The sequence below is a fragment of the Pseudomonas benzopyrenica genome, assembly GCF_036884265.1.
Lineage (GTDB): Bacteria > Pseudomonadota > Gammaproteobacteria > Pseudomonadales > Pseudomonadaceae > Chryseomonas > Chryseomonas benzopyrenica.
In genome coordinates this window covers 241,715-264,902 of sequence record NZ_CP145723.1, presented here as the reverse complement: position 1 = coordinate 264,902, position 23,188 = coordinate 241,715, and the positions used below count along the sequence as shown (strand labels likewise).

Annotated in this window: 22 protein-coding genes; 14 read left to right on the top strand and 8 right to left on the bottom strand. The window is 66.8% G+C overall.

Going from position 1 to position 23,188, the window contains the following annotated elements; all coding sequences use genetic code 11:
* Positions 1–30 precede the first annotated feature (30 nt).
* Both V6W80_RS01250 and dadA read right to left on the bottom strand, forming a co-directional pair.
* Complete coding sequence (locus V6W80_RS01250; RefSeq protein WP_059313211.1) at positions 31–387, bottom strand: RidA family protein; 357 nt, start codon at positions 385–387, stop codon at positions 31–33.
* Positions 362–1,660 (bottom strand): D-amino acid dehydrogenase, encoded by a 1,299-nt coding sequence (gene dadA / locus V6W80_RS01245; RefSeq protein ID WP_160924236.1) that lies wholly within the window; start codon positions 1,658–1,660, stop codon positions 362–364. The genes V6W80_RS01250 and dadA overlap by 26 nt, the downstream gene beginning before the upstream one ends.
* Positions 1,661–1,817: 157 nt before the next feature.
* Between dadA and V6W80_RS01240 the strand changes: the two genes are divergently transcribed.
* The 11 genes from V6W80_RS01240 (at position 1,818) to V6W80_RS01190 (ending at position 12,662) form a co-directional block, all read left to right on the top strand.
* Positions 1,818–2,306, top strand: coding sequence for an Lrp/AsnC ligand binding domain-containing protein (locus V6W80_RS01240; protein WP_007159864.1), 489 nt, complete (start codon positions 1,818–1,820; stop codon positions 2,304–2,306).
* Between the two features lie 67 nt (positions 2,307–2,373).
* Complete coding sequence (locus tag V6W80_RS01235) at positions 2,374–3,183, top strand: class I SAM-dependent methyltransferase (protein ID WP_338545671.1); 810 nt, start codon at positions 2,374–2,376, stop codon at positions 3,181–3,183.
* Between the two features lie 36 nt (positions 3,184–3,219).
* Positions 3,220–4,500, top strand: coding sequence for an NAD(P)/FAD-dependent oxidoreductase (locus V6W80_RS01230; RefSeq protein ID WP_338545670.1), 1,281 nt, complete (start codon positions 3,220–3,222; stop codon positions 4,498–4,500).
* Entirely contained in the window at positions 4,497–6,047 is a 1,551-nt protein-coding gene (locus tag V6W80_RS01225) for a phospholipase D family protein (RefSeq protein WP_338545669.1), read from the top strand. Before V6W80_RS01230 ends, V6W80_RS01225 begins: the two co-directional genes overlap by 4 nt.
* Positions 6,048–6,476: 429 nt before the next feature.
* Positions 6,477–7,526 (top strand): biotin synthase BioB, encoded by a 1,050-nt coding sequence (bioB, locus tag V6W80_RS01220; RefSeq protein ID WP_007159868.1) that lies wholly within the window; start codon positions 6,477–6,479, stop codon positions 7,524–7,526.
* 83 nt (positions 7,527–7,609) lie between these two features.
* A complete protein-coding gene (gene bioF / locus V6W80_RS01215; RefSeq protein WP_338545668.1) occupies positions 7,610–8,785 on the top strand; it encodes an 8-amino-7-oxononanoate synthase in 1,176 nt (391 codons plus the stop codon).
* A 7-nt stretch (positions 8,786–8,792) separates the two neighbouring features.
* Entirely contained in the window at positions 8,793–9,518 is a 726-nt protein-coding gene (locus V6W80_RS01210; protein WP_338545667.1) for an alpha/beta fold hydrolase, read from the top strand.
* Positions 9,499–10,332 carry a malonyl-ACP O-methyltransferase BioC gene (gene bioC, locus V6W80_RS01205; RefSeq protein ID WP_338545666.1) on the top strand — a complete coding sequence of 278 codons (834 nt, stop codon included), beginning with the start codon at positions 9,499–9,501 and terminating at the stop codon, positions 10,330–10,332. The genes V6W80_RS01210 and bioC overlap by 20 nt, the downstream gene beginning before the upstream one ends.
* Before the next feature lie 112 nt (positions 10,333–10,444).
* Positions 10,445–11,116, top strand: coding sequence for a dethiobiotin synthase (gene bioD, locus V6W80_RS01200; protein WP_338545665.1), 672 nt, complete (start codon positions 10,445–10,447; stop codon positions 11,114–11,116).
* A gap of 77 nt (positions 11,117–11,193) precedes the next feature.
* Positions 11,194–12,306: a hypothetical protein gene (locus tag V6W80_RS01195; protein WP_338545664.1), complete on the top strand. Its 1,113-nt coding sequence runs from the start codon at positions 11,194–11,196 to the stop codon at positions 12,304–12,306.
* Positions 12,307–12,395: 89 nt separating this feature from the next.
* Positions 12,396–12,662 (top strand): hypothetical protein, encoded by a 267-nt coding sequence (locus tag V6W80_RS01190; RefSeq protein WP_058791715.1) that lies wholly within the window; start codon positions 12,396–12,398, stop codon positions 12,660–12,662.
* Between the two features lie 52 nt (positions 12,663–12,714).
* On the opposite strand, the gene V6W80_RS23895 is transcribed toward V6W80_RS01190, so the two are convergent.
* Positions 12,715–13,359, bottom strand: coding sequence for a methyl-accepting chemotaxis protein (locus tag V6W80_RS23895; RefSeq protein ID WP_430707830.1), 645 nt, complete (start codon positions 13,357–13,359; stop codon positions 12,715–12,717).
* A 1,593-nt stretch (positions 13,360–14,952) separates the two neighbouring features.
* Between V6W80_RS23895 and V6W80_RS01180 the strand changes: the two genes are divergently transcribed.
* The gene (locus V6W80_RS01180; protein WP_160924245.1) at positions 14,953–15,525 is read left to right on the top strand and encodes a xanthine phosphoribosyltransferase; all 573 of its coding nucleotides are present in this window, start codon (positions 14,953–14,955) and stop codon (positions 15,523–15,525) included.
* 3 nt (positions 15,526–15,528) lie between these two features.
* Positions 15,529–15,933 carry a YkgJ family cysteine cluster protein gene (locus tag V6W80_RS01175; protein WP_160924246.1) on the top strand — a complete coding sequence of 135 codons (405 nt, stop codon included), beginning with the start codon at positions 15,529–15,531 and terminating at the stop codon, positions 15,931–15,933.
* Positions 15,934–16,656: 723 nt separating this feature from the next.
* Here the strand turns inward: V6W80_RS01175 and V6W80_RS01170 are convergent.
* Entirely contained in the window at positions 16,657–16,971 is a 315-nt protein-coding gene (locus tag V6W80_RS01170) for a YkgJ family cysteine cluster protein (protein WP_017642319.1), read from the bottom strand.
* A 129-nt stretch (positions 16,972–17,100) separates the two neighbouring features.
* On the opposite strand from V6W80_RS01170, the gene V6W80_RS01165 reads away from it, so the two are divergent.
* A complete protein-coding gene (locus tag V6W80_RS01165) occupies positions 17,101–18,804 on the top strand; it encodes a peptidoglycan D,D-transpeptidase FtsI family protein (RefSeq protein WP_338545662.1) in 1,704 nt (567 codons plus the stop codon).
* Positions 18,805–19,055: 251 nt separating this feature from the next.
* On the opposite strand, the gene V6W80_RS01160 is transcribed toward V6W80_RS01165, so the two are convergent.
* The 4 genes from V6W80_RS01160 to znuA all read right to left on the bottom strand — a co-directional run bounded on the left by V6W80_RS01160 (position 19,056) and on the right by znuA (position 23,145).
* On the bottom strand, positions 19,056–19,508 hold the full coding sequence (locus V6W80_RS01160; RefSeq protein ID WP_017642321.1) for a thioesterase domain-containing protein: 453 nt from the start codon (positions 19,506–19,508) through the stop codon (positions 19,056–19,058).
* 61 nt (positions 19,509–19,569) lie between these two features.
* Positions 19,570–20,964, bottom strand: coding sequence for an ATP-binding protein (locus V6W80_RS01155; RefSeq protein WP_026083992.1), 1,395 nt, complete (start codon positions 20,962–20,964; stop codon positions 19,570–19,572).
* A complete protein-coding gene (locus V6W80_RS01150; RefSeq protein ID WP_017642323.1) occupies positions 20,961–21,638 on the bottom strand; it encodes a response regulator transcription factor in 678 nt (225 codons plus the stop codon). Before V6W80_RS01150 ends, V6W80_RS01155 begins: the two co-directional genes overlap by 4 nt.
* A 517-nt stretch (positions 21,639–22,155) precedes the next feature.
* Complete coding sequence (gene znuA / locus V6W80_RS01145; RefSeq protein WP_338545661.1) at positions 22,156–23,145, bottom strand: zinc ABC transporter substrate-binding protein ZnuA; 990 nt, start codon at positions 23,143–23,145, stop codon at positions 22,156–22,158.
* Positions 23,146–23,188: the final 43 nt, after the last annotated feature.

Sequence of the window (23,188 nt, the reverse complement as noted above, 5' to 3'; positions counted from 1 at the left end):
TCTCCCAGAGGGAGAGGGGGAATAGCGGTCTTACGCCTTGACGGCGGCGATGACGTTCATCTCCACCAGGATGTCCGGCTTGGCCAGCTTGGCTTCGACGGTGGTGCGACCCGGGGTGGCGCCCTGGGCGGCCCATTCGTCCCAGGCGCGATTCATGCCCTCGAAATGCAGGGCAATGTCGCGCAGGAAGATGGTCACCACCAGGATGTGTTCCTTGTCGCTGCCGGCCTCGGCGAGGAATTTATCGACATTGGCCAGGGTCTCGCGGGTCTGCTGGTAGATGTCGCCGGAAAAGTCGTCGGCCAGTTGACCGGCCAGGTAGACGGTGCCGTTATGGATATTGATTTCGCTCAGGCGGCGATCAGTGTGCAGACGCTGTACGGGCATTGCGCGGGGACTCCTGGGTGGCGGAATAGCGGGAGATGTCGAGACCCTCGGCGCTGATCTGCGGCTGCTTGCGTGCGATCAGGTCGGCCAGCAGGCGACCGGAGCCGCAGGCCATGGTCCAGCCCAGCGTCCCGTGCCCGGTGTTGAGGAACAGGTTGCGATAGCGGGTGGCGCCGACGATGGGGGTCCCGTCCGGGGTGGCGGGTCGCAGACCGGTCCAGAAGCTGGCCCGGGCGAGGTCGCCACCGCGAGGATAGAGGTCACCGGTGATCATTTCCAGGGTCGCACGGCGCCGCGGATCCAGGTTCAGATCGAAGCCGCAGATCTCGGCCATGCCGCCGACGCGGATGCGGTCGTCGAAGCGGGTGATGGCGACCTTGTAGGTCTCGTCGAGGATGGTCGAGGTCGGCGCCATGGCGGCATCGACGATGGGCACCGTCAGCGAATAGCCCTTGAGCGGATAGACCGGCGCGCGGATGCCCAGGGGCGCCAGCAATTGCGGCGAATAGCTGCCCAGAGCCAGCACATAGTGATCGGCGGTGAGCAGTTCGCCATCGACCTTGACGCCATCGATACGGTCGCCACTGGCGCTGAGTTGCTGGATGTCGGCGCCGAAGCGGAATTCCACGCCCAGGCGGCGGGCTTCCTCGGCCAGGCGATTGGTGAACAGGAAGCAGTCACCGGTCTGGTCGTTGGGCAGGCGCAGGCCGCCGGCCAGCTTGTGCTTGACCGCCGCCAACGCCGGTTCGACCCGGGCCACACCGTCGCGGTCGAGCAGTTCGAAGGGCACGCCGGAACGCTCCAGGACGGCGATGTCCTTGGCCGCGGCCTCCACCTGCTGCTGAGTGCGGAAGATCTGGGTGGTACCCAGCTGGCGGCCTTCGTAGGCAATGCCGGTGTCCTGGCGCAGCTCGTCCAGGCAGTCGCGGCTGTATTCGGACAGCCGCACCATGCGTTCCTTGTTCACCGCATAGCGCGCAGCCGTGCAGTTGCGCAGCATCTGCGCCATCCACAGGTATTGGCTGCTGTCGCCGGTCAGACGGATAGCCAGGGGCGCGTGCTTCTGGAACAGCCACTTCAATGCCTTGAGCGGCACGCCGGGCGCAGCCCAGGGCGAGGCATAGCCAGGGGAGACCTGACCGGCGTTGGCATGGCTGGTCTCCAGGGCGGGACCGGCCTGGCGATCGACCACGACCACCTCGAAACCCTGACGGGCCAGATAGTAGGCGCTGGTCGTGCCGATGACGCCGCTACCCAAAACCAGTACACGCATCGCTAGCTCCTGGCCGGTGAGAGGATTTCGCCGGCTTTCGTCGGAATGAAGGCAGATACGGCAAGTATAGAAAGCCGCACGCAGTGCTAATCACTGAAGAATTGCCTATATTCGGAGTAATTTTCCGGTAAAGCCCCCTTTGGCAGAGACCTCCGCGATGCGTACCCATCACCAGGCCAGACGCGAGCTGGACAAGATCGACCGCAACATCCTGCGCATCCTCCAGGACGATGGCCGCATCTCCTTCACCGAACTGGGCGAGCGCGTGGGCCTGTCCACCACGCCCTGCACCGAGCGCGTCCGCCGCCTGGAGCGCGAAGGCATCATCCAGGGCTACAACGCTCGGCTGAATCCACAGCACCTCAAGGCCGGTCTGCTGGTGTTCGTCGAACTGAGCCTGGACTACAAGTCCGGCGATACCTTCGAGGAATTCCGCCGCGCCGTGCTCAAGCTGCCCCAGGTGCTGGAATGCCACCTGGTCTCCGGCGAATTCGACTACCTGGTCAAGGCGCGCATCTCCGAGATGGCCTCCTATCGCAAGCTACTGGGCGACATCCTGCTCAAGCTGCCCCACGTGCGCGAATCCAAGAGCTACATCGTGATGGAAGAGATCAAGGAGACCCTGAGCCTGCCGGTGCCGGACTAACAGCTGGCGATCCCGGCGCTGGGCGTCTAGGCTGCGGTCTTTCGCCTGATGGCCAAGGAGGCCGCCCATGGACCCACGCCAGCGTCAGCTCATCACCGCCGCCAATCGTCAGGCCTGGGAGGTGTCGGCGCCGCTCCATGCCCAGGGTGAGGACTGGCAGCGCCTGCTGGAACAGGCCCGGCAACCGGGCTTTTCGGTCCTCGATGCCTGCCTGACCGCCACCCTCGGCGACCTTGACATCCGCGGCCTGAGCTGCGCCCAGGTCGGCTGCAACAACGCCCGCGAACTGCTCTCCCTGGCGACACTCGGCGCCCGGCCCGCACTGGGCATCGACCAGTCGCCCGCCTTCCTCGCTCAGGGCGAGCAACTGGCCGCGGCGGCAGGCCTGACGCCCCGGTTGGTAGCCGCCGACATCTATGCGCTGCCCGAGGATCTCGGCCAGCATGACCTGGTGCTGATCACCATCGGCGTGCTGAACTGGATGCCGGATCTGCCGGCCTTCTTCGCCGCGGTGGCCGGTCTGCTGGCCCCGGGTGGGCGCCTGGTGATCTACGAGACCCATCCGTTCCTGGAAATGTTCGAGCCCCACGCGGACCAGCCGCTGCTGCCCCACTACAGCTACTTCCGCCGTGAGCCCCTGGTCAGCGAGGCGCTCATCGCCTATGACGGCGAATCTCATGGGCAGGGCGCAACGAGCTACTGGCATATCCACACCCTGGGCGCCATCGTCACCGCCAGCCTGGACGCCGGCCTGATTCTGCAACGGCTGGAGGAGCATCCGCACTCCAATCGCGAGGTGGATTACGACCGCTACATCGGCCAGGCCGCCCAGCTGCCGATGAGCTTTACCCTGGTGGCACAACGCCCGACGGCTTAGCATGGTTCCCTTGTCCCTAGCAGACCTCCGTCTTCCATGCAGCCCCACGCGCCTTCCTACTACGCCGCCACCGCCAACCAGACGCTGAGCTTTCCGCCCCTGGAGGGCGAGGTCCAGGCCGATGTCTGCGTGGTCGGCGGTGGCTTCTCCGGGCTCAATACCGCCCTGGAACTGGCCGAGCGCGGCGCCCGGGTGGTGCTGCTGGAGGCCCGGCGTATCGGCTGGGGTGCCAGTGGGCGCAACGGTGGGCAATTGATCCGCGGCGTTGGCCATGACGTCGAGCAGTTCGAATCGGTCATCGGTGCCGAGGGGGTGCGCGAGCTCAAGCGGCTGGGCTTCGAAGCGGTGGAGCTGGTCCGCCAACGTATCGCCCGCCACGGCATCGACTGCGATCTCACCTGGGGTTTCGCCGACCTGGCCAACAAGCCGCGCCACTGGCAGCACCTGCAGGAAGAGCACAGCGCGCTCCAGGCCCTGGGCTATCCCCATCCGCTGCGATTGTTGCCCAAGGCGCAACTGGCCGAGGTGGTCGGCTCCGATCGCTACCAGGGTGCCCTGGTGGACGAGGGCTCCGGTCACCTGCATCCGCTCAACCTGGCCCTTGGCGAAGCCGCCGCGGCCCGGGCGCTAGGCGTGCAGTTGCACGAAGACAGCCAGGTCACCCGCCTGGAATACGGCTCCAAGGTGCAGGTGCATACCGCCCGCGGCCGGGTCTCGGCCGACACCCTGGTGCTCTGCTGCAACGCCTACATCGACGACCTGCAACCCGATCTCGCCGCCCAGGTGCTGCCGGCTGGCAGCTATGTGATCGCCACCGAACCGCTGTCCGCCGAGCGTGCCGCGCGGCTGCTGCCGGGCAACCGGGCGGTCTGTGACCAGAACGTGGCGGTGGACTATTTCCGCCTGTCCGCCGACCGCCGCCTGCTGTTCGGCGGCGCTTGCCACTATTCCGGGCGCGACCCCAAGGACATCGCCGGCTACATGAGGCCGAAGATGCTGGAGGTCTTCCCCGAACTCGCGGACGTGCGGGTGGACTACGCCTGGGGCGGCATGATCGGCATCGGCGCCAATCGCCTGCCGCAGATCGGTCGGCTGCGCGAGCAGCCCAACGTCTTCCACGCCCAGGCCTATGCCGGCCATGGGGTCAATGCCACCCACCTGGCCGGCCATCTGCTGGCCGAGGCGATCCTGGCCCAATCGGCCGGTTTCGATCTCTTCGCCCAGGTGCCCCATGCGCGCTTTCCCGGCGGTCGCCACCTGCGTTCGCCACTGCTGGCCCTGGGCATGCTCTGGTACCGCCTCAAGGACCGCCTGTGATCCGCCTGGTCGTCCCCCTGCTGCTGGCGCTGCTGGCCGGCTGCGCCACGCCTATCCCGCGCCAAGCCTCCAAAGTCCTGCCGGTCGCCGGCACTGTCCTGGACAGCCAGGTACGCGCGGCCGGCGCCGCCCACCCGGGCCTCTCGGGCCTGCGCCTGCTGGAAACCAGCACCGATGCCTTCACCGCCCGCGCCGAGCTGATCCGCAAGGCCCAGCGCAGCCTGGACATCCAGTACTACATCGTCCACGACGGCCTGACCACGCGGCTGCTGGTCAACGAACTGCTCAAGGCGGCGGATCGCGGCGTGCGCATCCGCTTTCTCATCGATGACACCAGCAGCGACGGCAACGACTACCAGATCGCCGTGCTGGCGGCCCATCCCAACGTGCAGATCCGCGTCTTCAATCCGCTGCACCTGGGCCGCAGCACCGGTCCGACCCGGGCCCTGGGTCGGCTGGTGGATCTCAACCACCAGCATCGACGCATGCACAACAAGCTGTGGCTGGCCGACGACAGCGTGGCCATCGTCGGCGGCCGCAACCTGGGCGACGAGTACTTCGATGCCCGCCCGGAGATGAACTTCACCGATCTCGACCTGCTCGCCGCTGGCCCGGTGGCGCGGCAACTGGGCACCAGCTTCGACCAGTACTGGAACAGCCCCCTGAGCCAGCCGGCGCGGCGGCTGCGCTGGTTCGCGCCTTCGACCTCTGCCCTGGTGCGGCTGCGCGCACGGCTGCACCACTATCTCGACAGCGAGCGTACCCGCGACCTGGCGCTGTACAACCGCCTGCGCCGCTATGCCACCGCGCCCCAGCTCGACGGCTGGCTGCAGGAGCTGACCTGGGCTCACGCCCAGGCGTTCTGGGATGCACCGCGCAAGGTGCTGGCCGACGACGAGCCGGACTGGCAGCTGCTGCTGACCCGCCAGCTGCAACCGATCCTGGATGGCGCCCAGCACGAGCTGCTGCTGGTCTCCTCCTACTTCGTGCCCATGAATCAGGGAGTCGCCTACCTGGGCGGCCTGGCCGCCCGAGGGGTCGATGTCCGGGTGCTGACCAACGCCCTGGAAGCCACCGACGTGCCCGCCGTGCATGCCGGCTACGCGCCCTATCGCACGGCCCTGCTGGCCCAGGGCGTCAAACTCTTCGAGCTGCGTGCCCGCCCGGACCAGAAACGCTCCGCCCTGCCCTACAGTTTTGGCGAATCCGAATCCAGTCTGCACAGCAAGGCCATGGCCATCGATGGGCGCTGGTCCTTCATCGGCTCCTTCAATTTCGATCCGCGCTCGGTGCTGTGGAACACCGAGGTCGGGGTAATGGTGGACAGCCCGGCCCTCACCGGTCGTCTGCGGCAGCTGATGCTGCAGGGCATGGACCCCAGCGTGTCCTACGCGGTGCAACGCAGCGAAGATCAGGGACGGGTGCATCTCCAGTGGGTCAGCGAGCGCAATGGCCAACCCCGGGTGTTGCACCACGAGCCCGGCAGCGCCTGGCGCCGCTTCAACGCCTGGGTGGTCAAGGCAGTGGGGCTGGAGCGGATGCTCTAGGCTTCGCCCTCACCCAGAGCGAGAGGGCGTTGGATCGTAGGTTGGGCTGAGACGGCTCCATCGTCGAAGCCCAACAAACGGCACCGCGCCAACCCCGTTGGGCTTCGCTCACGCTCAACCCAACCTACGGGCAACGTGCCAACCCCGTTGGGCTTCGCTGCCGCTCAGCCCAACCTACGCGAGCCAACGGCTGGACGCCCGTAGGTTGGGCTGAGACAGCTCCATCGTCGAAGCCCAACAACAGGCACAGCGCTGAACCTGTTGGGCTTCGCTGGCGCTCAACCCAACCTACGACTCGGTCAATCCCCCTGCAAAAAATCCGGTAATTGGTCGTTTTATGAGCAGTAGTCGACCAACACTTCAGCTAAGGTCGACCGCATTCACCGGCCTCGCTCCAGTACTGGCCGTCCAATGCCTTGAGGATCTCCCATGAGCGCTACCGCCCTGCGTCACGATTGGACTCTTGCCGAAGTCCGCGCCCTGTTCCAGCAGCCTTTCAACGACCTGCTGTTCCAGGCCCAGGGCGTGCACCGCCAGCACTTCGATCCCAATCGCGTGCAGGTTTCCACCCTGCTGTCGATCAAGACCGGCGCCTGTCCGGAAGACTGCAAGTACTGCCCCCAGTCCGGCCACTACAACACCGGCCTGGAAAAGGAAAAGCTGATGGAGGTGCAGAAGGTGCTGGAGGCGGCCGCCGAGGCCAAGGCCATCGGCTCCACCCGTTTCTGCATGGGCGCCGCCTGGAAGCACCCCTCCGCCAAGGACATGCCCTACGTCCTGCAGATGGTGCAGGGCGTGAAGGCCCTGGGCCTGGAAACCTGCATGACCCTCGGTCGCCTGGACCAGGAGCAGACCCGCGCCCTGGCCGACGCCGGCCTGGACTACTACAACCACAACCTGGACACCTCGCCGGAGTTCTACGGCAACATCATCACCACCCGCACCTACGGCGAGCGCCTGCAGACCCTGGCCTACGTCCGCGAAGCCGGGATGAAGATCTGCTCCGGCGGCATCCTCGGCATGGGCGAGTCGGTGGATGACCGCGCCGGCCTGCTGATCCAGCTGGCCAACCTGCCCGAGCACCCCGAGTCGGTGCCGATCAACATGCTGGTCAAGGTCCAGGGCACCCCGCTGGCCGAGGAAAAGGACGTCGATCCCTTCGACTTCATCCGCACCCTGGCGGTGGCACGCATCCTCATGCCTAAGTCCCACGTGCGCCTGTCCGCCGGTCGCGAGCAGATGAACGAGCAGATGCAGTCCCTGGCCTTCCTGGCCGGCGCCAACTCCATCTTCTACGGCGAAAAACTGCTGACCACCGGCAACCCCCAGGCCGACAAGGATATGCAGCTGTTCGCCCGCCTCGGCATCCAGCCCGAAGCCCGCGAAGAGCATGCCGACGAGGTGCACCAGGCCGCCATCGAGCAGGCCCTGGTGGAACAGCGCAACAGCGAGCTCTTCTACGACGCCGCCACCGCCTGACCCTCACGCCCCGTTCTTCCCCCTCTCCCCCTCGGGAGAGGGTTGGGTTGAGGGGCTCTAACGACCACTGAGATACCCATCCCATGGCCTTCGATCTCGCCGCCCGCCTGGCCCAGCGTCACGCCGAGCACCTCTATCGGCGCCGCCCGCTGCTGGAGGCGCCCCAGGGTCCCGAGGTAGTGGTGGATGGCGAACCCCTGCTGGCCTTCTGCAGCAACGACTACCTGGGCCTGGCCAATCATCCCCAGGTGATCGCCGCCCTGCGCAATGGCGCCGAGCGTTGGGGCGTGGGCGGTGGCGCCTCGCACCTGGTGATCGGCCACAGCGGCCCGCACCACCAGGTCGAAGAGGCCCTGGCCGAACTCACCGGTCGGCCGCGCGCCCTGCTGTTCTCCACCGGCTACATGGCCAACCTGGCGGCGGTCACCGCCCTGGTCGGTCGTGGCGACACCGTGCTGGAAGACCGTCTCAACCACGCCTCCCTGCTCGACGCCGGCCTGCTCAGCGGTGCGCGCTTCGGCCGCTATCTGCACAACGATCCGGCCAGCCTGGCCACGCGCCTGGCCAAGGCCGCGGGTGACACCCTGGTGGTCACCGACGGCGTCTTCAGCATGGACGGCGATCTGGCCGCCCTGCCCGAACTCTGCCAGGTCGCCCAGCGCCACGGCGCCTGGACCCTGGTGGACGATGCCCACGGCATCGGCACCCTGGGCGCCACCGGCGGCGGCATCGTCGAGCATTTCGGCCTGGACCAGCGCCAGGTCCCGGTGCTGGTCGGCACCCTGGGCAAGGCCTGCGGCACCGCCGGGGCCTTCGTCGCCGGCAGCGAGGAGCTGATCGAGACGCTGATCCAGTTCGCCCGCCCCTACATCTACACAACCAGCCAGCCGCCGGCGGTGGCCTGTGCCACCCTGGCCGCCCTGCAGCTCGTCCGCGAAGAGGGCTGGCGCCGTGAGCTTCTGCACACTTTGATCCAGAGATTCCGCAGGGGCGCGACGGCCCTCGGCCTGGACCTTATGCTCAGCGCCACGCCGATCCAGCCGATCCTGGTCGGCGACAGCGCGCGCGCCCTCGCACTCTCCGCCGCCCTGCGCCGACGCGGGATCCTGGTCACCGCCATCCGACCGCCCACCGTACCGGCCGGCAGTGCCCGCCTGCGGGTGACCCTGACGGCGGCCCATCGCGAAGCGCACGTGGACCTCTTGCTCGACGCTCTGGCCCAGGCCATGGCCGAATTACCGCCCGACGCGGATAAGTGACCGACCAATGCGCGATACCCTGATCTTGCTGCCCGGCTGGGGCCTGGGCAACGCTCCGCTGGAGCCCCTGCGTGACGAACTCGTCGAGCAGGAACCCTTTCTCGACGTTCTGATCGAGCCACTGCCGACCCTGGCCGACACCCAGGACTGGTTCACCGACCTGGAAGCCCGCATCGCCGAGGGCGTCTGGCTGGGTGGCTGGTCGCTGGGCGGCATGCTCGCCAGCGAATTCACCCTGCGCCGCCCCGAGGGCGTGCACGGCCTCATCACCCTGGCCAGCAATCCCTGCTTCGTCGCCCGCGCCGGCTGGCAGACCGCCATGGCGCGCAGCGTCTTCACCGATTTCTTCGAGGCCTGCTCGCTGGACGCCGAGCTGACCCTCAAGCGCTTCACCCTGCTGGTGGCCCAGGGCGCGCGCGACAGCCGCACCCTCGCCCGCCAGTTGCAGGTAACCCTGCCCGAGGTCGATCCCGAGGCGGTCATCGCCGGCCTGGAGCTGCTCGCACGCCTGGACACCCGCGCCGCCCTTCAGGCCTTCAGCGGTCCCCAGCTGCACCTGTTCGGTGCCCATGACGCCCTGGTCCCGGCTACCGCCGCCCAGGCCTTGGGCGACGAGCTGCCCACCGCCCATGTCGAGGTGCTGGAACATGCCAGCCATGGCCTGCCGCTGGAGCGCCCGGACGAGGTGGCCACCCGTATCCGTGAATTCATCTATGCAGGACGCGATGGCTGACGTATTGCCCGACAAGCGCCAGGTGGCGCTGTCCTTTTCCCGCGCCGCCGCGCAGTACGACGGCGCCGCCCTGCTGCAACGCCAGGTCGCCGATCGCCTCCTCGGTCGGCTGCCCCTCCAAGATCCGCAGCGCTGGCTGGACCTGGGCAGCGGCACCGGCTATTGCAGCCGGGCCCTGGCCCGGCGCCATCCACAGGCGGAAGGTCTGGCCCTCGACCTGGCCCCCGGCATGCTTCGCCACGCCCGTACGCAAGGCGCCGGCGCCCGCCACTACCTGACCGCCGACGCCGAACGCCTGCCGCTGCGCGACGCCTGCTGCGATCTCGTCCTGTCCAGCCTGGCCTTGCAGTGGTGCCCGGACCTGCACGCCGTACTAGCCGAGGCGCGCCGCATCCTGCGCCCGGGCGGTGTACTGGCCTTCAGCAGCCTGGTCGAGGGCACCCTTGCCGAATTGCGCCAGAGCTGGGCCCAGGTGGACGACCAGGTGCACGTCAATCGCTTCCGCCGCCAGGCGGCCTATGCCGACGCCGCCGCGGCCACTGGCCTGCAGGTGCTGGCGCTGGACGTCGAGCCCGAACGCCTGCACTTCCCCGATCTGCGCGCCCTGACCCAGCACCTCAAGGCCATCGGTGCCCACAACCTCAACCAGGGTCGCCCCCAGGGCCTCACCGGGCGCCAGCGGCTGGCGGCCTTTACCCGCGCCTATGAAAGCCTGCGCCAGCCCGCCGGCCTGCCGGCCACCTATCAGGTGATCCACGTTCTGCTGCGCAAGAGCCTGTTCAAAGGCTGCTGCGCGTCGGCCAAACGGCGTTGAAAATGCCTTCGGAATGCTCATTTACCACTCGTAAACTCCGCTTCCTCAGCCATTTTCGCCTTGTTTGGCTCTAGCTCGCGAGACTTTGAACAAGCTCTAAGGAATGACCGCCATGCCCGCCTATTTCGTCACCGGCACCGATACCGAGATTGGCAAGACCACCATCGCCGCTGGCCTGCTGCACCAGGCGCGCCTGCAGGGCCTCACAACCGCCGGCGTCAAGCCGGTGGCCTCCGGTTGCGAACGCACCGCCGACGGCCTGCGCAACGGTGATGCCCTGGCGCTGTTGGGCGAGACCTCGCTACCGCTCGGCTATGCCGACATCAATCCCATCGCCCTGGAACCGGCCATCGCGCCGCACCTGGCCGCCCGTGAGGCGGGTATCGACCTCAGCGTCGCCGCCCTGGCCGCGCCGGTGCGCCGGATCCTGGCGCTGCAGGCCGACTTCACCCTGGTGGAAGGCGCCGGCGGTTGGCGCGTGCCCCTGGCCGGGCGCGAATCCCTGTCCGACCTGGCCCGCGAACTGGGCCTGCCGGTGATCCTGGTGGTGGGTGTACGCCTGGGCTGCATCAATCACGCCCTGCTCAGCGCCGAGGCCATCCTCGCCGATGGCCTGCCGCTGGCCGGCTGGGTAGCCAATCTGGTCGCGCCGGCCACCCTACGCCTGGACGACAACCTCGCCACCCTGCACGAGCGCCTGCCGGCGCCCTGCCTGGGCACGGTACCGCACCTGGCCGCGGCCACCCCGGCGGCGGTCGCCGCGCACCTGCGCCTGCCCCGCTGATATCAGTCTTTCGGGCGATGGCCGCAGGGCCAGGCCGGCGGCAGACTGCCCTGACTCTCGCCGCCGGATCAGCCCTAGTGTCTACCTCGAAGTTTCTGACCTGCCTGGGCCTGCTCGGCCTGACCAGCACCGCCTGGGCGCTGGACAACCAGACCCGCGTGGAGCAGCACGGCGAACGCCTCGGCGCCTTCCTGAGCCAGGAACCCGATACCCGCCAGGGCAGCCTGGAAGTCGTCCAGACCGGTCGCGCCAGCCAGGCCTATCTCACCCAGCGCGACTCCCAGGGCGACCGCACCCGCGTCGAGCAGGGCGGCGTCGGCAACTTCACCAATGTCACCCAGGCCGCCGGCGGTGCGCGCGAGATCGTCATCGACCAGCGCGAGGCCAGCCAGAGCCATGCCTATGTCTATCAGGGCCATGGCCAGCGTAATGGCGTGGAGATCGTCCAGGGCGGTCTGCAGAACGAAGCCCTGGTGCGCCAGGGCGGCGACGACCAGCGGATGCTCATCGAGCAGCAGGGCGCGCGCAACCAGCTGAACCTGTTCCAGGACGGTCGCGACAGCGGTAGCCACTCGCGACTCAGGCAGGTGGGCGACGATCATGTGCAGGACGTGCTGAGTCTGGGCGCGCGCAACGAGGTCAATCTGCTGCAGGGCGGCGGCGCCAACCGGGCGGTGGTCGAGCAGCGGGGCGACGACAACCAGGCCGGCGCCCGCCAGGGCTCGCGGCAGCAAGAGGTCCGGCTGGTCCAGATCGGCAATCGCAACAGCGCGGCGGTGCAGCAGACCGGTCCCGAGGGCGGCGTCCAGAGCGTCAGCGCGCGGCAGCTGGGCGACGACAACGCCGTCCAGGCGATCATGAACGGCAACGGCAACCGCCTCGACCTGCACCAGCAAGGCGATCGCAACAGGGTTGGCGTCCTGATCGGCGGCGACGATTCCCGCTTGAACCTAGTCTCCCAGGGCAACGACAACGAGGTCAGTGCAGTTTGGCTCGGCGACCACATCGAACTCGGCGTCGAGCAGTTGGGCGATGGTCACTCCTTCTCTGCCGGTCTGAGCAGCGGCGCCCAGGTCAGCGCCAGTCAGCAGGGCGCTGGCCAGTACGCCTCGATCAGTCAGATCGACGCGGGTAACCACGTCGACCTGCGCCAGAGCGGCCAGGGCAACCGGGCGACGATCCAGCAATAGCTGGACACAGGCGGTGACACGGGCTGCTGGTTCTTTGGCGTCAAAGCTGCTTCAATAGCCCTTTGACATCACCGTCGAGGACGCTGTCCATGAACGTGACTTCAAGCAATTCGCTCTATGCCGGCGTGCAGGCCTACCAGAACGGCAGCCGCACGGTCGAAAAGGCCGGTGCCGCCCTCGCCTCCCAGACGGCGCGCAACGAGCAGCAAGCCCTGGGCGCGACTACCAACAGCCAGGCCGATCTGGCCAGCGAACTGGTCAACCTGGATGTCGGCAAGTACCAGGCGCTGGCCGGTACCAAGGTCATGCAGGCCTCCCAGGAAACCCTGGGACGGCTGCTCGATACTCGGGCCTGATCAGCAATTATGTGAGTGGAAGGGGCGCCCTGCGAGGCGCCCCTTCTGCGTTCTAGCCCAGGCGGAAACGGGTGGTGTTGGCCGTCAGGGTGCGACTGCCCGCCTCCAGACCCACCGCCGTGCTCTGCACCGTGCGCGCGTTGCCGAGCAGATCGGCCGCGGCCCCATCGACCTGCTGGATGTTGCCGCTGACCTGATCGGCGGTGACCGCCTGCTGCTCGGCGGCGGTGGCGATCTGCGCCAGGGTGTCGGAGACGCCCTGCACCGATTCGGCGATCGCTTCCAGCCGCTGCCCCAGCCCGGTGATGGACTGGGCGTCGCTGGCGGCCTGACCACAGGCCTCCTGCATCAGGGCCACGGCCTGGGCCACGGTGCTGCTCAGGCTGCCGACGGTGCCGGCGATCTGCGCCGTGGAGGCCTGGGTGCGTTGCGACAGCGAGCGCACTTCGTCGGCGACCACCGCGAAGCCCCGTCCCTGGTCACCCGCCCGGGCCGCCTCGATGGCGGCGTTGAGGGCCAAGAGGTTGGTCTGCTCGGCGATGCCGCGGATGACATCCACCACCTGCTGGATCTGTCCGGCCTGGGCGTCGACCTGGGCCATGGCCGCGGCCGTCTCGTCCAGGCGCTGGTTGAGCCGCTGGATGCTGGCCGTAGTCTGGCGACTGTCGCTCTGGCTGACCTCGGCGATGCCGCGCATCTGCTCGGCGCGGCCGGCAGCCTCTTCACAACTCCGCGCCACGCCTTGGGCGGTGGCGGCCAGTTCGGTGGCCGCGGTGGCGATCTGGGTGATCTGCTGGCGCTGGACTTCCACGGCGCCCAGCGCCGCCTCGGCCTGCTGCCCAAGCTCGCCGGACGCCACGCCCACCTGGCGACTCTCCTGATCGACCGCCTGCAGACTGCTGCGCAATTGCGCCACCGCCAGGTCCAGCGCCCGCCCGATCTCCGCCAGCTCATCCCGGCCGCTCACCTGGGCCGAGCGGGTCAGATCGCCGTCGCGCAGCCCTTCGGCCAGGGCGGTGATACGCCGTGCGCTGCCACGAATGGCGGTCTGCATGCACAGCAACAGGTAGCAGGTCACCACCAGCAGCAGGCCGAAACCGGCGGCGATGGCGACGAAGCTGCGCACCGCATCGGCGCCATAGTATTGCAGTCGTTGGTCCAGGCTCTTCAGCGTCTGCTGGCGAAAGGTCTGCAGCCCCTGCAGGACCCCGTCCAGGGTGGCTTCGAACTGCTCCGGCCTGAGCGTGATCTCGCCGCCGAACACCCCCTGGTCGAGGGTCTTAAGACTGGCCTCCAGTTGGCCACTGACTTTCTGGTAGTCGTCCTTCCAGCCAGCCAGGTCGGCGGGCAGCTTGCTGCCAAGCAGGAGGGCGGCCTTGGCCAGGCTTTCGGTGGAGTCGCCAACGCGGGCACGCAGGTCGCGCAACTGCAGGCGGCTCTGCAGGCTGAACTGGCCGGAGACCACACTGGCCTGACCGACGCTGGCCAAGCGACCGAGGCGGTCGTACAGTTCAACCGACTGGGTGGTGCCGATCTGCATCAGCAGATAGGTTTCCAGCCAGGGATCGAGGATGAGGCCGCTGTCCAGGGCAATTTCCTCACGCAGCGCCTGGACGGCGGCAAGGGCCGCGGTGAATCTGTCATAACCGTCCGGCCACCAGCCCAAGCCGCGCAGATCAGTGACTTCGAGACCGGCGAGCGCCTGCTGCAAGGTCTTGAAGCGAGCCCGCACATCCGCGCTGACCCCTTCGGTCTCCAGTTGCCGTTCAAGTTGGGCGAGCCGCTCGCGACGACTGCCGTTGTGACTTTCCAGGGCAGCGATGGCCGTCTGCACGGCCGGCGTCGCCTCCCGACTGGTGTCGATCGCCTTCCAGCGCGCCGTCAGGTTGCGTCGGATCGTCAGCTCTTCTTCCACGGCGTCCAGCCGCTGCAGCAGCCGCACGCCACTGCGCTCGCCGCTGACGGTGGCCAGCTTGGCCTGGAAATCGGCGCCCAGCAGCCAGAGGCTGACCGCCAAGGGCAGGATGAACAGCACCAGCAGCAGGGCGAACTTGCGGGCGAAGCCGAGCTGGCTCAGCACGCGAATTCCCGGTGACAACAAAATCCTCATGTTCGACCACTCCTGTGCCAGCCACCGCCAAGCACCGTCTACCCGTTGCGGATAGCGGTAGGTCGATTTGTCGGCAAACTAACGACTTTCTTGAAAGATAGGGCACAATCGCCGCCCTCCCGTATTCCCAGACCCGGTCCTGTACTCAGGCCCGGGCGTTGCCGTTAAAGGACCGTCCGCGTGGAACGCCTCAAAGCCAAGATTCGCAGCGAAGGCCAAGTACTCTCCGAGCAGGTGCTCAAGGTCGATGCCTTCCTCAACCACCAGATCGATCCGGCGCTGATGCGCGACATCGGTCAGGAGTTCGCCCGCCGCTTCGCCGACGCCGGCATCACCAAGATCGTGACCATCGAGGCCTCGGGGATAGCCCCGGCGGTGATGACCGGGCTGGAGTTGGGTGTGCCGGTGATCTTTGCCCGCAAGCACCAGTCGCTGACCCTGACCGACAACCTGCTGGTGGCCAGCGTCTATTCCTTTACCAAGCAGACGGAGAGCACCATAGCCGTCTCGACCATGCATCTGTCGTCCGACGACCGGGTGCTTATCATCGACGACTTCCTCGCCAACGGTAAGGCGGCCAAGGCGCTGATCTCCATCATCGGTCAGGCCGGTGCCCAGGTCGCGGGGCTCGGCATCGTCATCGAGAAGTCCTTCCAGGTCGGTCGTGCCGAACTCGATGCCCAGGGCTATCGCGTCGAATCCCTGGCCCGCGTCGCCTCCCTGGCCGATGGTCAGGTCACCTTCGCCGAGTAAGCCATGGCTCAGATACTGCGCATTCTCGGGGCCGATCTCGATCGCACCGAAACCTGGATCCGTTACGACAAGGCCATGTGCCTGGACTGCGTGTCCAGCTGCTGCACCCTGCCGGTGGAAGCTCGCCTGTCCGATCTGATCCGCATGGGCGTGGTGGACGAGTTCGAGAAGGGCGAGCCGCTCAAGGACATCGCCAAGCGGCTCAAGAAGGACGGTGTGGTGGAGCGCCTCAACGCCAAGACCGGGTTGTTCACCCTGGTGCGACTGTCCAACAACGATTGCGTCTATCTGCATCCCAAGACGCGGCTGTGCACCATCTACGACCAGCGCCCGGAAACCTGCCGCAACCACCCACGGGTCGGCCCACGGCCGAATTACTGCGCCTACAAGCCGCAGAAGCTGCGCTAGACGGCGGTCCGCCGAGGCATGCCCGCCTTGTTGGGCTTCGACGAAGCAGCCGTCTCCACCCAACCTACGGTGCCTCGAGGCTAGCCGCGTAGGTTGGGCTGAGCGCAGCGAAGCCCAACAGGGCGTATCACCGCCTGCCTGCATCGTTGGGCTTCGACGAAACAGCCGTCTCAACCCAACCTACAGGTGCCTCAAGGCTGGACGCGTAGGTTGGGTTGAGCGCAGCGAAGCCCAACGGGACGTGTCACCGCCTGCCTGCATTGTTGGGCTTCGACGAAACAGCCGTCTCAACCCAACCTACAGGTGCCCAAAGGCTGGACGCGTAGGTTGGGTTGAGCACAGCGAAGCCCTACGGAACGTGTCACCGCATGCCTGCATTGTTGGGCTTCGACGAAACAGCCGTCTCAACCCAACCTACAGGTGCCTCAAGGCTGGACGCGTAGGTTGGGTTGAGCGCAGCGAAGCCCAACGGGACGTATCACCGCATGCCTGCATTGTTGGGCTTCGACGAAACAGCCGTCTCAACCCAACCTACAGGTGCCTCAAGGCTGGACGCGTAGGTTGGGTTGAGCGCAGCGAAGCCCAACGGGACGTATCACCGCATGCCTGCATCGTTGGGCTTCGACGAAACAGCCGTCTCAACCCAACCTACAGGTGCCTCAAGGCTGGACGCGTAGGTTGGGTTGAGCGCAGCGAAGCCCAACAGGGTTGGCCAGGGCGACGCTAGAACTCGCCGCTCTCCATCGCCCTTTTCATGTCCGCCCGCTCTTCCAGGCATTCCGGACCGGCCATGTCGAAGATCCGGCAGACCCAGGGTCGCACCTCGTAGATGCTGCAATTCATCTGCTCGCGATCCAGGGCGGCGCACCAGCCGTCGTCTAGGCGTTTCATGCGGGTGCCGGTCCAGTCTTCCTCGATGTAGCGGGCGGGCACGCCTGCATCGTCGAACAGCAGGACTTCCTGGCGGCAGCACCAGGCCTGACAGCTCTCGCAGGTCACGGCAGGGGTGGAAAGATCGTGCAGGGGGATGTCGCTCATGTGCGCAGTGTACCGCCCTCGACCGCCCAGCGGTTTCCGGCCGATGGCTGGAGCAGTTACCATGCGCGTCCCTGACGGTTGTAACCAGTTGTGACCATGCCCAAGCCTTCTTCTCGCGCAGGAGCCGCCATGACGGCCGCACCCCGCTATCGCTTCTATGTCGTGGTCGTCGTGCTGGTCTTGCTGACCTGCGTGGTCGCTGGCCGCATCACCTACCTCAAGCTGATCGATGCCGCCTTCCTGGGTGACCAGGGCGATCGCCGTTCGGTGCGCCATATTCCCATTCCGGTCACCCGCGGCATGATCACCGACCGCAACGGCGCGCCCCTGGCGGTTTCCACCGAGGTGGTGACCATCTGGTGCAATCCATCGGAGATGCAGGACAGCGCCGACCAGCTGGGGCGCCTGGCCCAGGCCATCCACAAGCCCGAAGCCGAACTCCGCAACCTGATCCTCGGCCATCCGGAAAAGCACTTCCTCTACCTGGCCCGGGCGCTGTCGCCCATCGATGGCGAGAACATCATGGCCCTCGGCGTGCCCGGGGTGCGCCAGATCAAGGAATACAAGCGCTACTATCCCAGTTCCGACCTGGTGGCCCAGGTGATCGGCATGGTCAACATCGACGGCCATGGCCAGGAGGGCCTGGAACTGGGCTTCGAAGACTGGCTGGCCGGCCGTGGCGGGGTGCGCGAGGTGCTGATCAATCCGCGTGGCTCGGTGGTCAAGAACATCCGCGTGGTGCGCCAGCCGCAACCGAGCAAGGACGTGGCGCTGTCCATCGACCTGCGTCTGCAGTTCATCGCCTATCGCGCGCTGCAGACCGCGGTGGAGAAGTTCGGCGCCCAGTCCGGGTCCGCCGTGCTGGTCAACCCCAAGACCGGCCAGATCCTGGCGATGACCAATTTCCCCTCCTACAACCCCAACAACCGCGCCACGCTGCAGATCCCCAACATGCGCAACCGCACCTTGACCGACGCCTTCGAGCCCGGCTCGGTGATCAAGCCGTTCAGCATGTCGGTGGCCCTGGCCTCGGGCAAGTTCAACGAGAACAGCACTGTGGACGTGGCGCCGGGCTGGATGACCATCGACGGTCACACCATCCACGACGTGGCCCGGCGCGGTGTCCTGACCATGACCGGGGTGCTGCTCAATTCCTCCAACATCGGCATGAGCAAGGTGGCGCTGCAGATCGGGCCGCTGCCCATCTACGAACAGCTCAGCCGCGTCGGCTTCGGTAATCCGATGGCCCTGGGCTTTCCCGGCGAGAACGCCGGCTACCTGCCCGGCCACACCAAGTGGTCGCAGATCGCCACGGCCAGTATGTCCTTTGGCTACAGCCTGGCGGTCAACGTCGCCGAGCTGGCCCAGGCCTATTCGGTGATCGCCAACGACGGCCTGCTCACCCCCCTGACCCTGCTCAAGGACCAGAAGCAGCAGAGCGTCCAGGCCATGGACCCGGCCATCGCCCGGCGCATCCGCGCCATGCTCAACCACGTGGTGGAAGACGACGGTGGCGTGATCCGTGCCCGGGTGCCCGGCTACCATGTGGCGGGCAAGTCCGGTACCGCGCGCAAGGCCGGCGCCGGCAGCTACACCGAGCACGCCTACCGTTCGCTGTTCGTCGGCATGGCGCCGGCGGCCGATCCCAAGCTGGTGCTGGCGGTGATGCTGGATACCCCGACCAAGGAAGGCTACTTCGGCGGTCTGGTCTCGGCGCCGACCTTCAGCGAGATCATGTCCGGCGCCCTGCGTGCCCTGGCGGTACCGCCGGACAACCTGCCCGACACCAATACCGCACAGCAGGCGAAAGCCGAGTCTCACTCCCACGGCTGAGCGGATAACGGAAACGAAAAAGGGCGACCCTAGGGTCGCCCTTTGCGTACCGCGCTACCTGGCCAGAGCTTGTTCAAAGGCTCGCGAGCTAGAGCCAAACAAAGCCTGGGCGGCCCCGCGAAAAGACCTGAGGAAGCGGATCGGACTCGCGTGCGAGTTTACGAGTGGTAAATGAGCATTCCGACCGGGCTGGCGGCCCAGGGTCTTTTCAACGCAGTTTGGCCGACGCGCAGCAGACTTTGGACAGGCTATCAGCGGTGCAGCACGTATTGACCGGTAAAGCGCACCCCATCCTCGCCGCTCTCGGTGACGATGCGCGACTGCAGGGTGATGCGGGCGCGGCCACGGCGGCGGAAGGTGGTCTCGAAGCGCTCCCAGGCCCGTGCCTCGGGCGGCTCGCCATAGGCCAGGGCATCGGCGGTGATGGGCCGCGGATAGCTGATCTGGCCTTCCTGGATGAGGATGTGGCCTTCCTCGATGCCGGCTTCGCGCAGGCGCAGGTACAGCCAGCCCCAACCGGCCAGCACGGCCACGCAGTAGAGGCTGCCGCCGAACATGGTGCTGGCGTGGTTGATGTTGGCATCCAGCGGGGCATGCAGCTGCAGGCGCTGCTCGCTCCAGTCGCGGACTTCCAGGCCCAGGGCCTTGGTGATGGGAATATCGTGGTGCAACAGGGATTCGAGGTGACGGCAGTCGCGGCTCATGCCGGGGTCCTTACAGACAGAATTTCACTATCAGGAGCAGACGCAAGCCATGACCCATGGGTCACGTCTTGGCCCCATTGTGCACCAAGGAAGGCCGCTCCGGGGAAATCGCCGCCGGCAAGCGGAAGCGGATACGGGCGCCGCCCAGACTGGATTCATCGATGGTCAGGCTGCTGCGGTAGCCTTCCAGGATGTCCTGCACCACAGCCAGGCCGATGCCCTGCCCAGGGTGGCGGCTGTCCATGCGCATGCCGCGACGCAGCACGCTTTCGCGGCGCTCGGCGGGAATGCCGGGGCCGTCGTCCTCGATGTCGAGGATCCAGTGCTCGGTATGACGGCGGGCGCTGACCCGCACCTGGGTCAGGCAGAGGCGATAGGCGTTTTCCAGGAGATTGCCGAACACCTCCAGCATGGCGGCTTCTTCGGCCTGCACCCGCAGATTCGGCGGCAAATCCATTTCCGCCTGCACGCGTTTCTCGGCATAGACCTTGTCCAGGGTGCTGAACAGCGACTCCACCAGCGGCGCCAGCTCCAGCGGCCGGCTGAGCACCGCGCCGCCCTGGCGGGTGGCCCGCTGCAGCTGGTACATCACCTGCTGGTTCATGCGCTCGATCTGGGTCTGCAGGGTGCCGACCTCCTGGTCGAGCTGCGGCCGACGGCGCAATTCCTCGGTCACTCCCTGCAAGACCGCCAACGGCGTCTTCAGGCTATGGGCCAGATCGCCCAGGGTGTCGCGGTAGCGCTCGCGCTGCAGGCGTTCGTGATCGAGCAGGCGGTTCAGCGAACGGATCAGGCGACTGATCTCGCTGGGTACGTTGTTTTCGTCGAGCAACTCGCGCTGATCGGTTTCCACCGCGTCCAGTTGCTGGCTGAGGCGGCGCAGCGGTCGCAGGCTCCATTGCATGACCAGAGCGAGCAGGACCAGCAGCGCACCCAGCACCCCGACCAGCCAGAGGATCACCTGGTGGACGAAGGTCGCGCGCAACCGCTCGTACTCCTCGGCCGGCTGCATGGTGACCACGCTGAAGCCGGCGACCGGCGGATTGCCCAGCAGCACCTCGCGATCGAAGACGAAGAAACCCTGGCCCTGGTCGTCGGTGGCCTTGACCAGCTTGACCCCGCCGCCGTCGAAGGTCGGCCGGTAGTTGGGCCGCTCCTTGATCGCCGAGCGCGAGCGCCAGAGCAGGCGACCGTTCTGGTCGTAGACGTAGCCGAGGATGGGCGAACCGGGTCGGTCGAAGACCTCTTCGGCGATCATCTCCGGCATCGCCAGGCGCCCGTCGATGGCCCGCGCCGCCCCGATCAGGGTGTTGGCGTTGGCCTCCAGGCGCGCGGCGACGAAGTTTTCCACGGTACGGTCGAAGGCATTGCGGATCGCCGGCACGATCAACGCCAGACAGACGATGACCAGCAGCGCCGCGCTGAGCAGCAACCGTACCCGGAACGAACGGATCACTGGCAGCGCTCGGTGAACAGGTAGCCGCGGCCCCGGACCGTTTCGATGGGTTGCATCTGGCAGTTAGCTTCCAGCTTGCGCCTCAGGCGCCCCACCAGCACCTCGATGACGTTGCTGTCGTGCTCGCCGTCATCGTCGTAGAGCTGCTCCATGAGCCGCTCCTTGGTGATCACCTGCTGATGGTTGCGCATCAGGTATTCCAGCAGCCGGTACTCGTAGGCGGTCAGCTGCAGCGGCTGGTCTTCGTTGAAGGCCTGTTGGCGCCCCAGGTCCAGCTTGAGCGAGCCGGCGCGGATACTCGGCTGGACGAAGCCCGCCGAGCGACGCAACAGCACATTGAGGCGAGCCTCCAGTTCTTCGAACTGGAAGGGCTTGACCACGTAATCGTCCGCCCCGGCACCCAGGCCCTCGACCTTGTCCTGCCAGCTGCCACGGGCGGTGAGGATGAGGATCGGCAGGGTGGCGCCCTGGTTGCGCAGCTGGCGGATCAGATCGAGACCGCTCATGCCGGGCAGGCCCAGGTCGATGATGGCGAGATCGTGATGGAATTCGCGGGCGCTGTAGAGCGCTTCTTCCGCATCGGCCACGGCATTGACGACATGACCGGCTTCACCCAGACGCACCTTGAGGTGGTGGCGCAGCAGGTTTTCGTCTTCGACGACGAGGATCTTCATGCAGACTCCTGAACAGCTAACGAGACTTTCTGTGGCTGCGACTGCATCTGTCGCGTACGTCGCGCAGCAGCGCCCTGGGCCCGATTATGGCGCCTGGAGCCGGCTGACGGCGAGAGCAGGGAGCGGATGGATGGGGACACTTACTTTATTCCAGGCAAAAAAAACCTCTCCGGTTGGAGAGGTAAGGAGCACTTCATGGGGATCGGAAACTGCCGTTGGGGGACGGCTCCGTCGTGAGACGGCTACAGGGGACCAGAGCTGACTTGGTGACCCTGCAGTGGAGTTACAAGGATGAACATCGCCAGGTCGGGTCGAAGTGTCCGGACGATCTGCCTTAGCGGGAGCTGCGCTAGGGTGAACATATCCGGGCGACCTCGGCGTTGCTGATCTGACAGTTGCAGATTAGGCCAAGGGCCCTGAACGCTGCCTGAACTCGTCCTGAACGCCAGCTGAACGATCACCAGGGCAGGTCAAGGGCGACGAACGGTAGCCCTTGCCGAATCGTTATCCGGGGGGCTCAGGGGAGCTTGCCGAGGCAGCCGTCGAGGGTGTCGGCCACCTGTTGCAGCAGGGTCGCATAGCCCTGGCTATCGACCGGAATGCGGGCCCCCAGGGGATCGAGCTCCACCAGGGTCACCGGCAGGCCGCTGCTCAGGGTGGTGGCGATCTTCGGCTGCAGCGGCGGTTCGGTGAAGACACAGGTCGGACCGGCCGCCTTGAGCTCTTCACGCATGGCGGCCACATGGCGCGCGCCGGGCTGGACGTCGGCACCCAGGGCGAAGACGCCACGATGCCCCAGGCCATAGGCTTCCTCGAAATAGTCGAAGGCCTCGTGGAAAACGAAATAGGGCTTGCCGGCCAGCGGCGCCAGCTGGGCGCGCAGGGCCTGGTCCTTGGCGGCCAGTCCACGCTCGAAGGCCTTGAGGTTGGCCGCGTAGCGACTGGCGTTGGCCGGATCGGCCTGGCTCAGGTCGGCCGCGAGGCGCGTGGCGATCACCCGGGCATTGGCCGGGGTAAGCCAGAGGTGGGCATCCAGGCTACCGGGGCGGTGGTCATGGTCGTGGGCGTACCCGGGCGCCGCACCGTGCTCGTGCTCGTGCTCGTGCTCGTGCTCGTGCTCGTGCTCATGCTCGTCATGATCGTCGCCCGGCTCATGGGCGTGCTCGGCGCCGAAGCGACGCAGGTGCAGGCCCGGCAAGTCCTGGATGGCCACGCTGGGGCCCTGGCGTTCCTTGAGCACCGTCGGCAGGAAGGTCTCCAGATCCGGGCCGATCCAGTAGACCAGCCCGGCCTCGCGTACCTGGCGCAGGTCCGAGGGCCGCAGGGCGTAATGGTGCGGCGAGGCGCCCGGCGGCAGCAGCACGGTAGGCTGTCCGGCGCCGTCCTGGATGGCCGCGGCGATCAGTTGCAGGGGTTTGATACTGGTCAACACCTTCACCTCGGCCTGGGCGGGCAGCAGGGTGCAGGCGAGCAGCAGGGAAGCGACGAGGGGTAGGAGGCGTGGCACGTGAAAATCCCGATTCTTAAGAGAGGTGCAATATAATAACGTC

Bases quoted from the DNA above. Each gene is read 5' to 3' on its own strand.
- V6W80_RS01175 (WP_160924246.1), top strand. From the start codon at position 15,529: ATGGCTCAGATACTGCGCATTCTCGGGGCCGATCTCGATCGCACCGAA.
- V6W80_RS23895 (WP_430707830.1), bottom strand. From the start codon at position 13,359: ATGCGCGGCATCGCCGAGGTCAGCCAGAGCGACAGTCGCCAGACTACG.
- V6W80_RS01165 (WP_338545662.1), top strand. From the start codon at position 17,101: ATGACGGCCGCACCCCGCTATCGCTTCTATGTCGTGGTCGTCGTGCTG.
- V6W80_RS01235 (WP_338545671.1), top strand. From the start codon at position 2,374: ATGGACCCACGCCAGCGTCAGCTCATCACCGCCGCCAATCGTCAGGCC.
- V6W80_RS01250 (WP_059313211.1), bottom strand. From the start codon at position 387: ATGCCCGTACAGCGTCTGCACACTGATCGCCGCCTGAGCGAAATCAAT.
- bioC (WP_338545666.1), top strand. From the start codon at position 9,499: ATGCAGGACGCGATGGCTGACGTATTGCCCGACAAGCGCCAGGTGGCG.
- V6W80_RS01190 (WP_058791715.1), top strand. From the start codon at position 12,396: ATGAACGTGACTTCAAGCAATTCGCTCTATGCCGGCGTGCAGGCCTAC.
- bioF (WP_338545668.1), top strand. From the start codon at position 7,610: ATGGCCTTCGATCTCGCCGCCCGCCTGGCCCAGCGTCACGCCGAGCAC.
- dadA (WP_160924236.1), bottom strand. From the start codon at position 1,660: ATGCGTGTACTGGTTTTGGGTAGCGGCGTCATCGGCACGACCAGCGCC.
- bioD (WP_338545665.1), top strand. From the start codon at position 10,445: ATGCCCGCCTATTTCGTCACCGGCACCGATACCGAGATTGGCAAGACC.
- V6W80_RS01150 (WP_017642323.1), bottom strand. From the start codon at position 21,638: ATGAAGATCCTCGTCGTCGAAGACGAAAACCTGCTGCGCCACCACCTC.
- bioB (WP_007159868.1), top strand. From the start codon at position 6,477: ATGAGCGCTACCGCCCTGCGTCACGATTGGACTCTTGCCGAAGTCCGC.
- V6W80_RS01210 (WP_338545667.1), top strand. From the start codon at position 8,793: ATGCGCGATACCCTGATCTTGCTGCCCGGCTGGGGCCTGGGCAACGCT.
- V6W80_RS01170 (WP_017642319.1), bottom strand. From the start codon at position 16,971: ATGAGCGACATCCCCCTGCACGATCTTTCCACCCCTGCCGTGACCTGC.
- V6W80_RS01160 (WP_017642321.1), bottom strand. From the start codon at position 19,508: ATGAGCCGCGACTGCCGTCACCTCGAATCCCTGTTGCACCACGATATT.
- V6W80_RS01240 (WP_007159864.1), top strand. From the start codon at position 1,818: ATGCGTACCCATCACCAGGCCAGACGCGAGCTGGACAAGATCGACCGC.
- V6W80_RS01230 (WP_338545670.1), top strand. From the start codon at position 3,220: ATGCAGCCCCACGCGCCTTCCTACTACGCCGCCACCGCCAACCAGACG.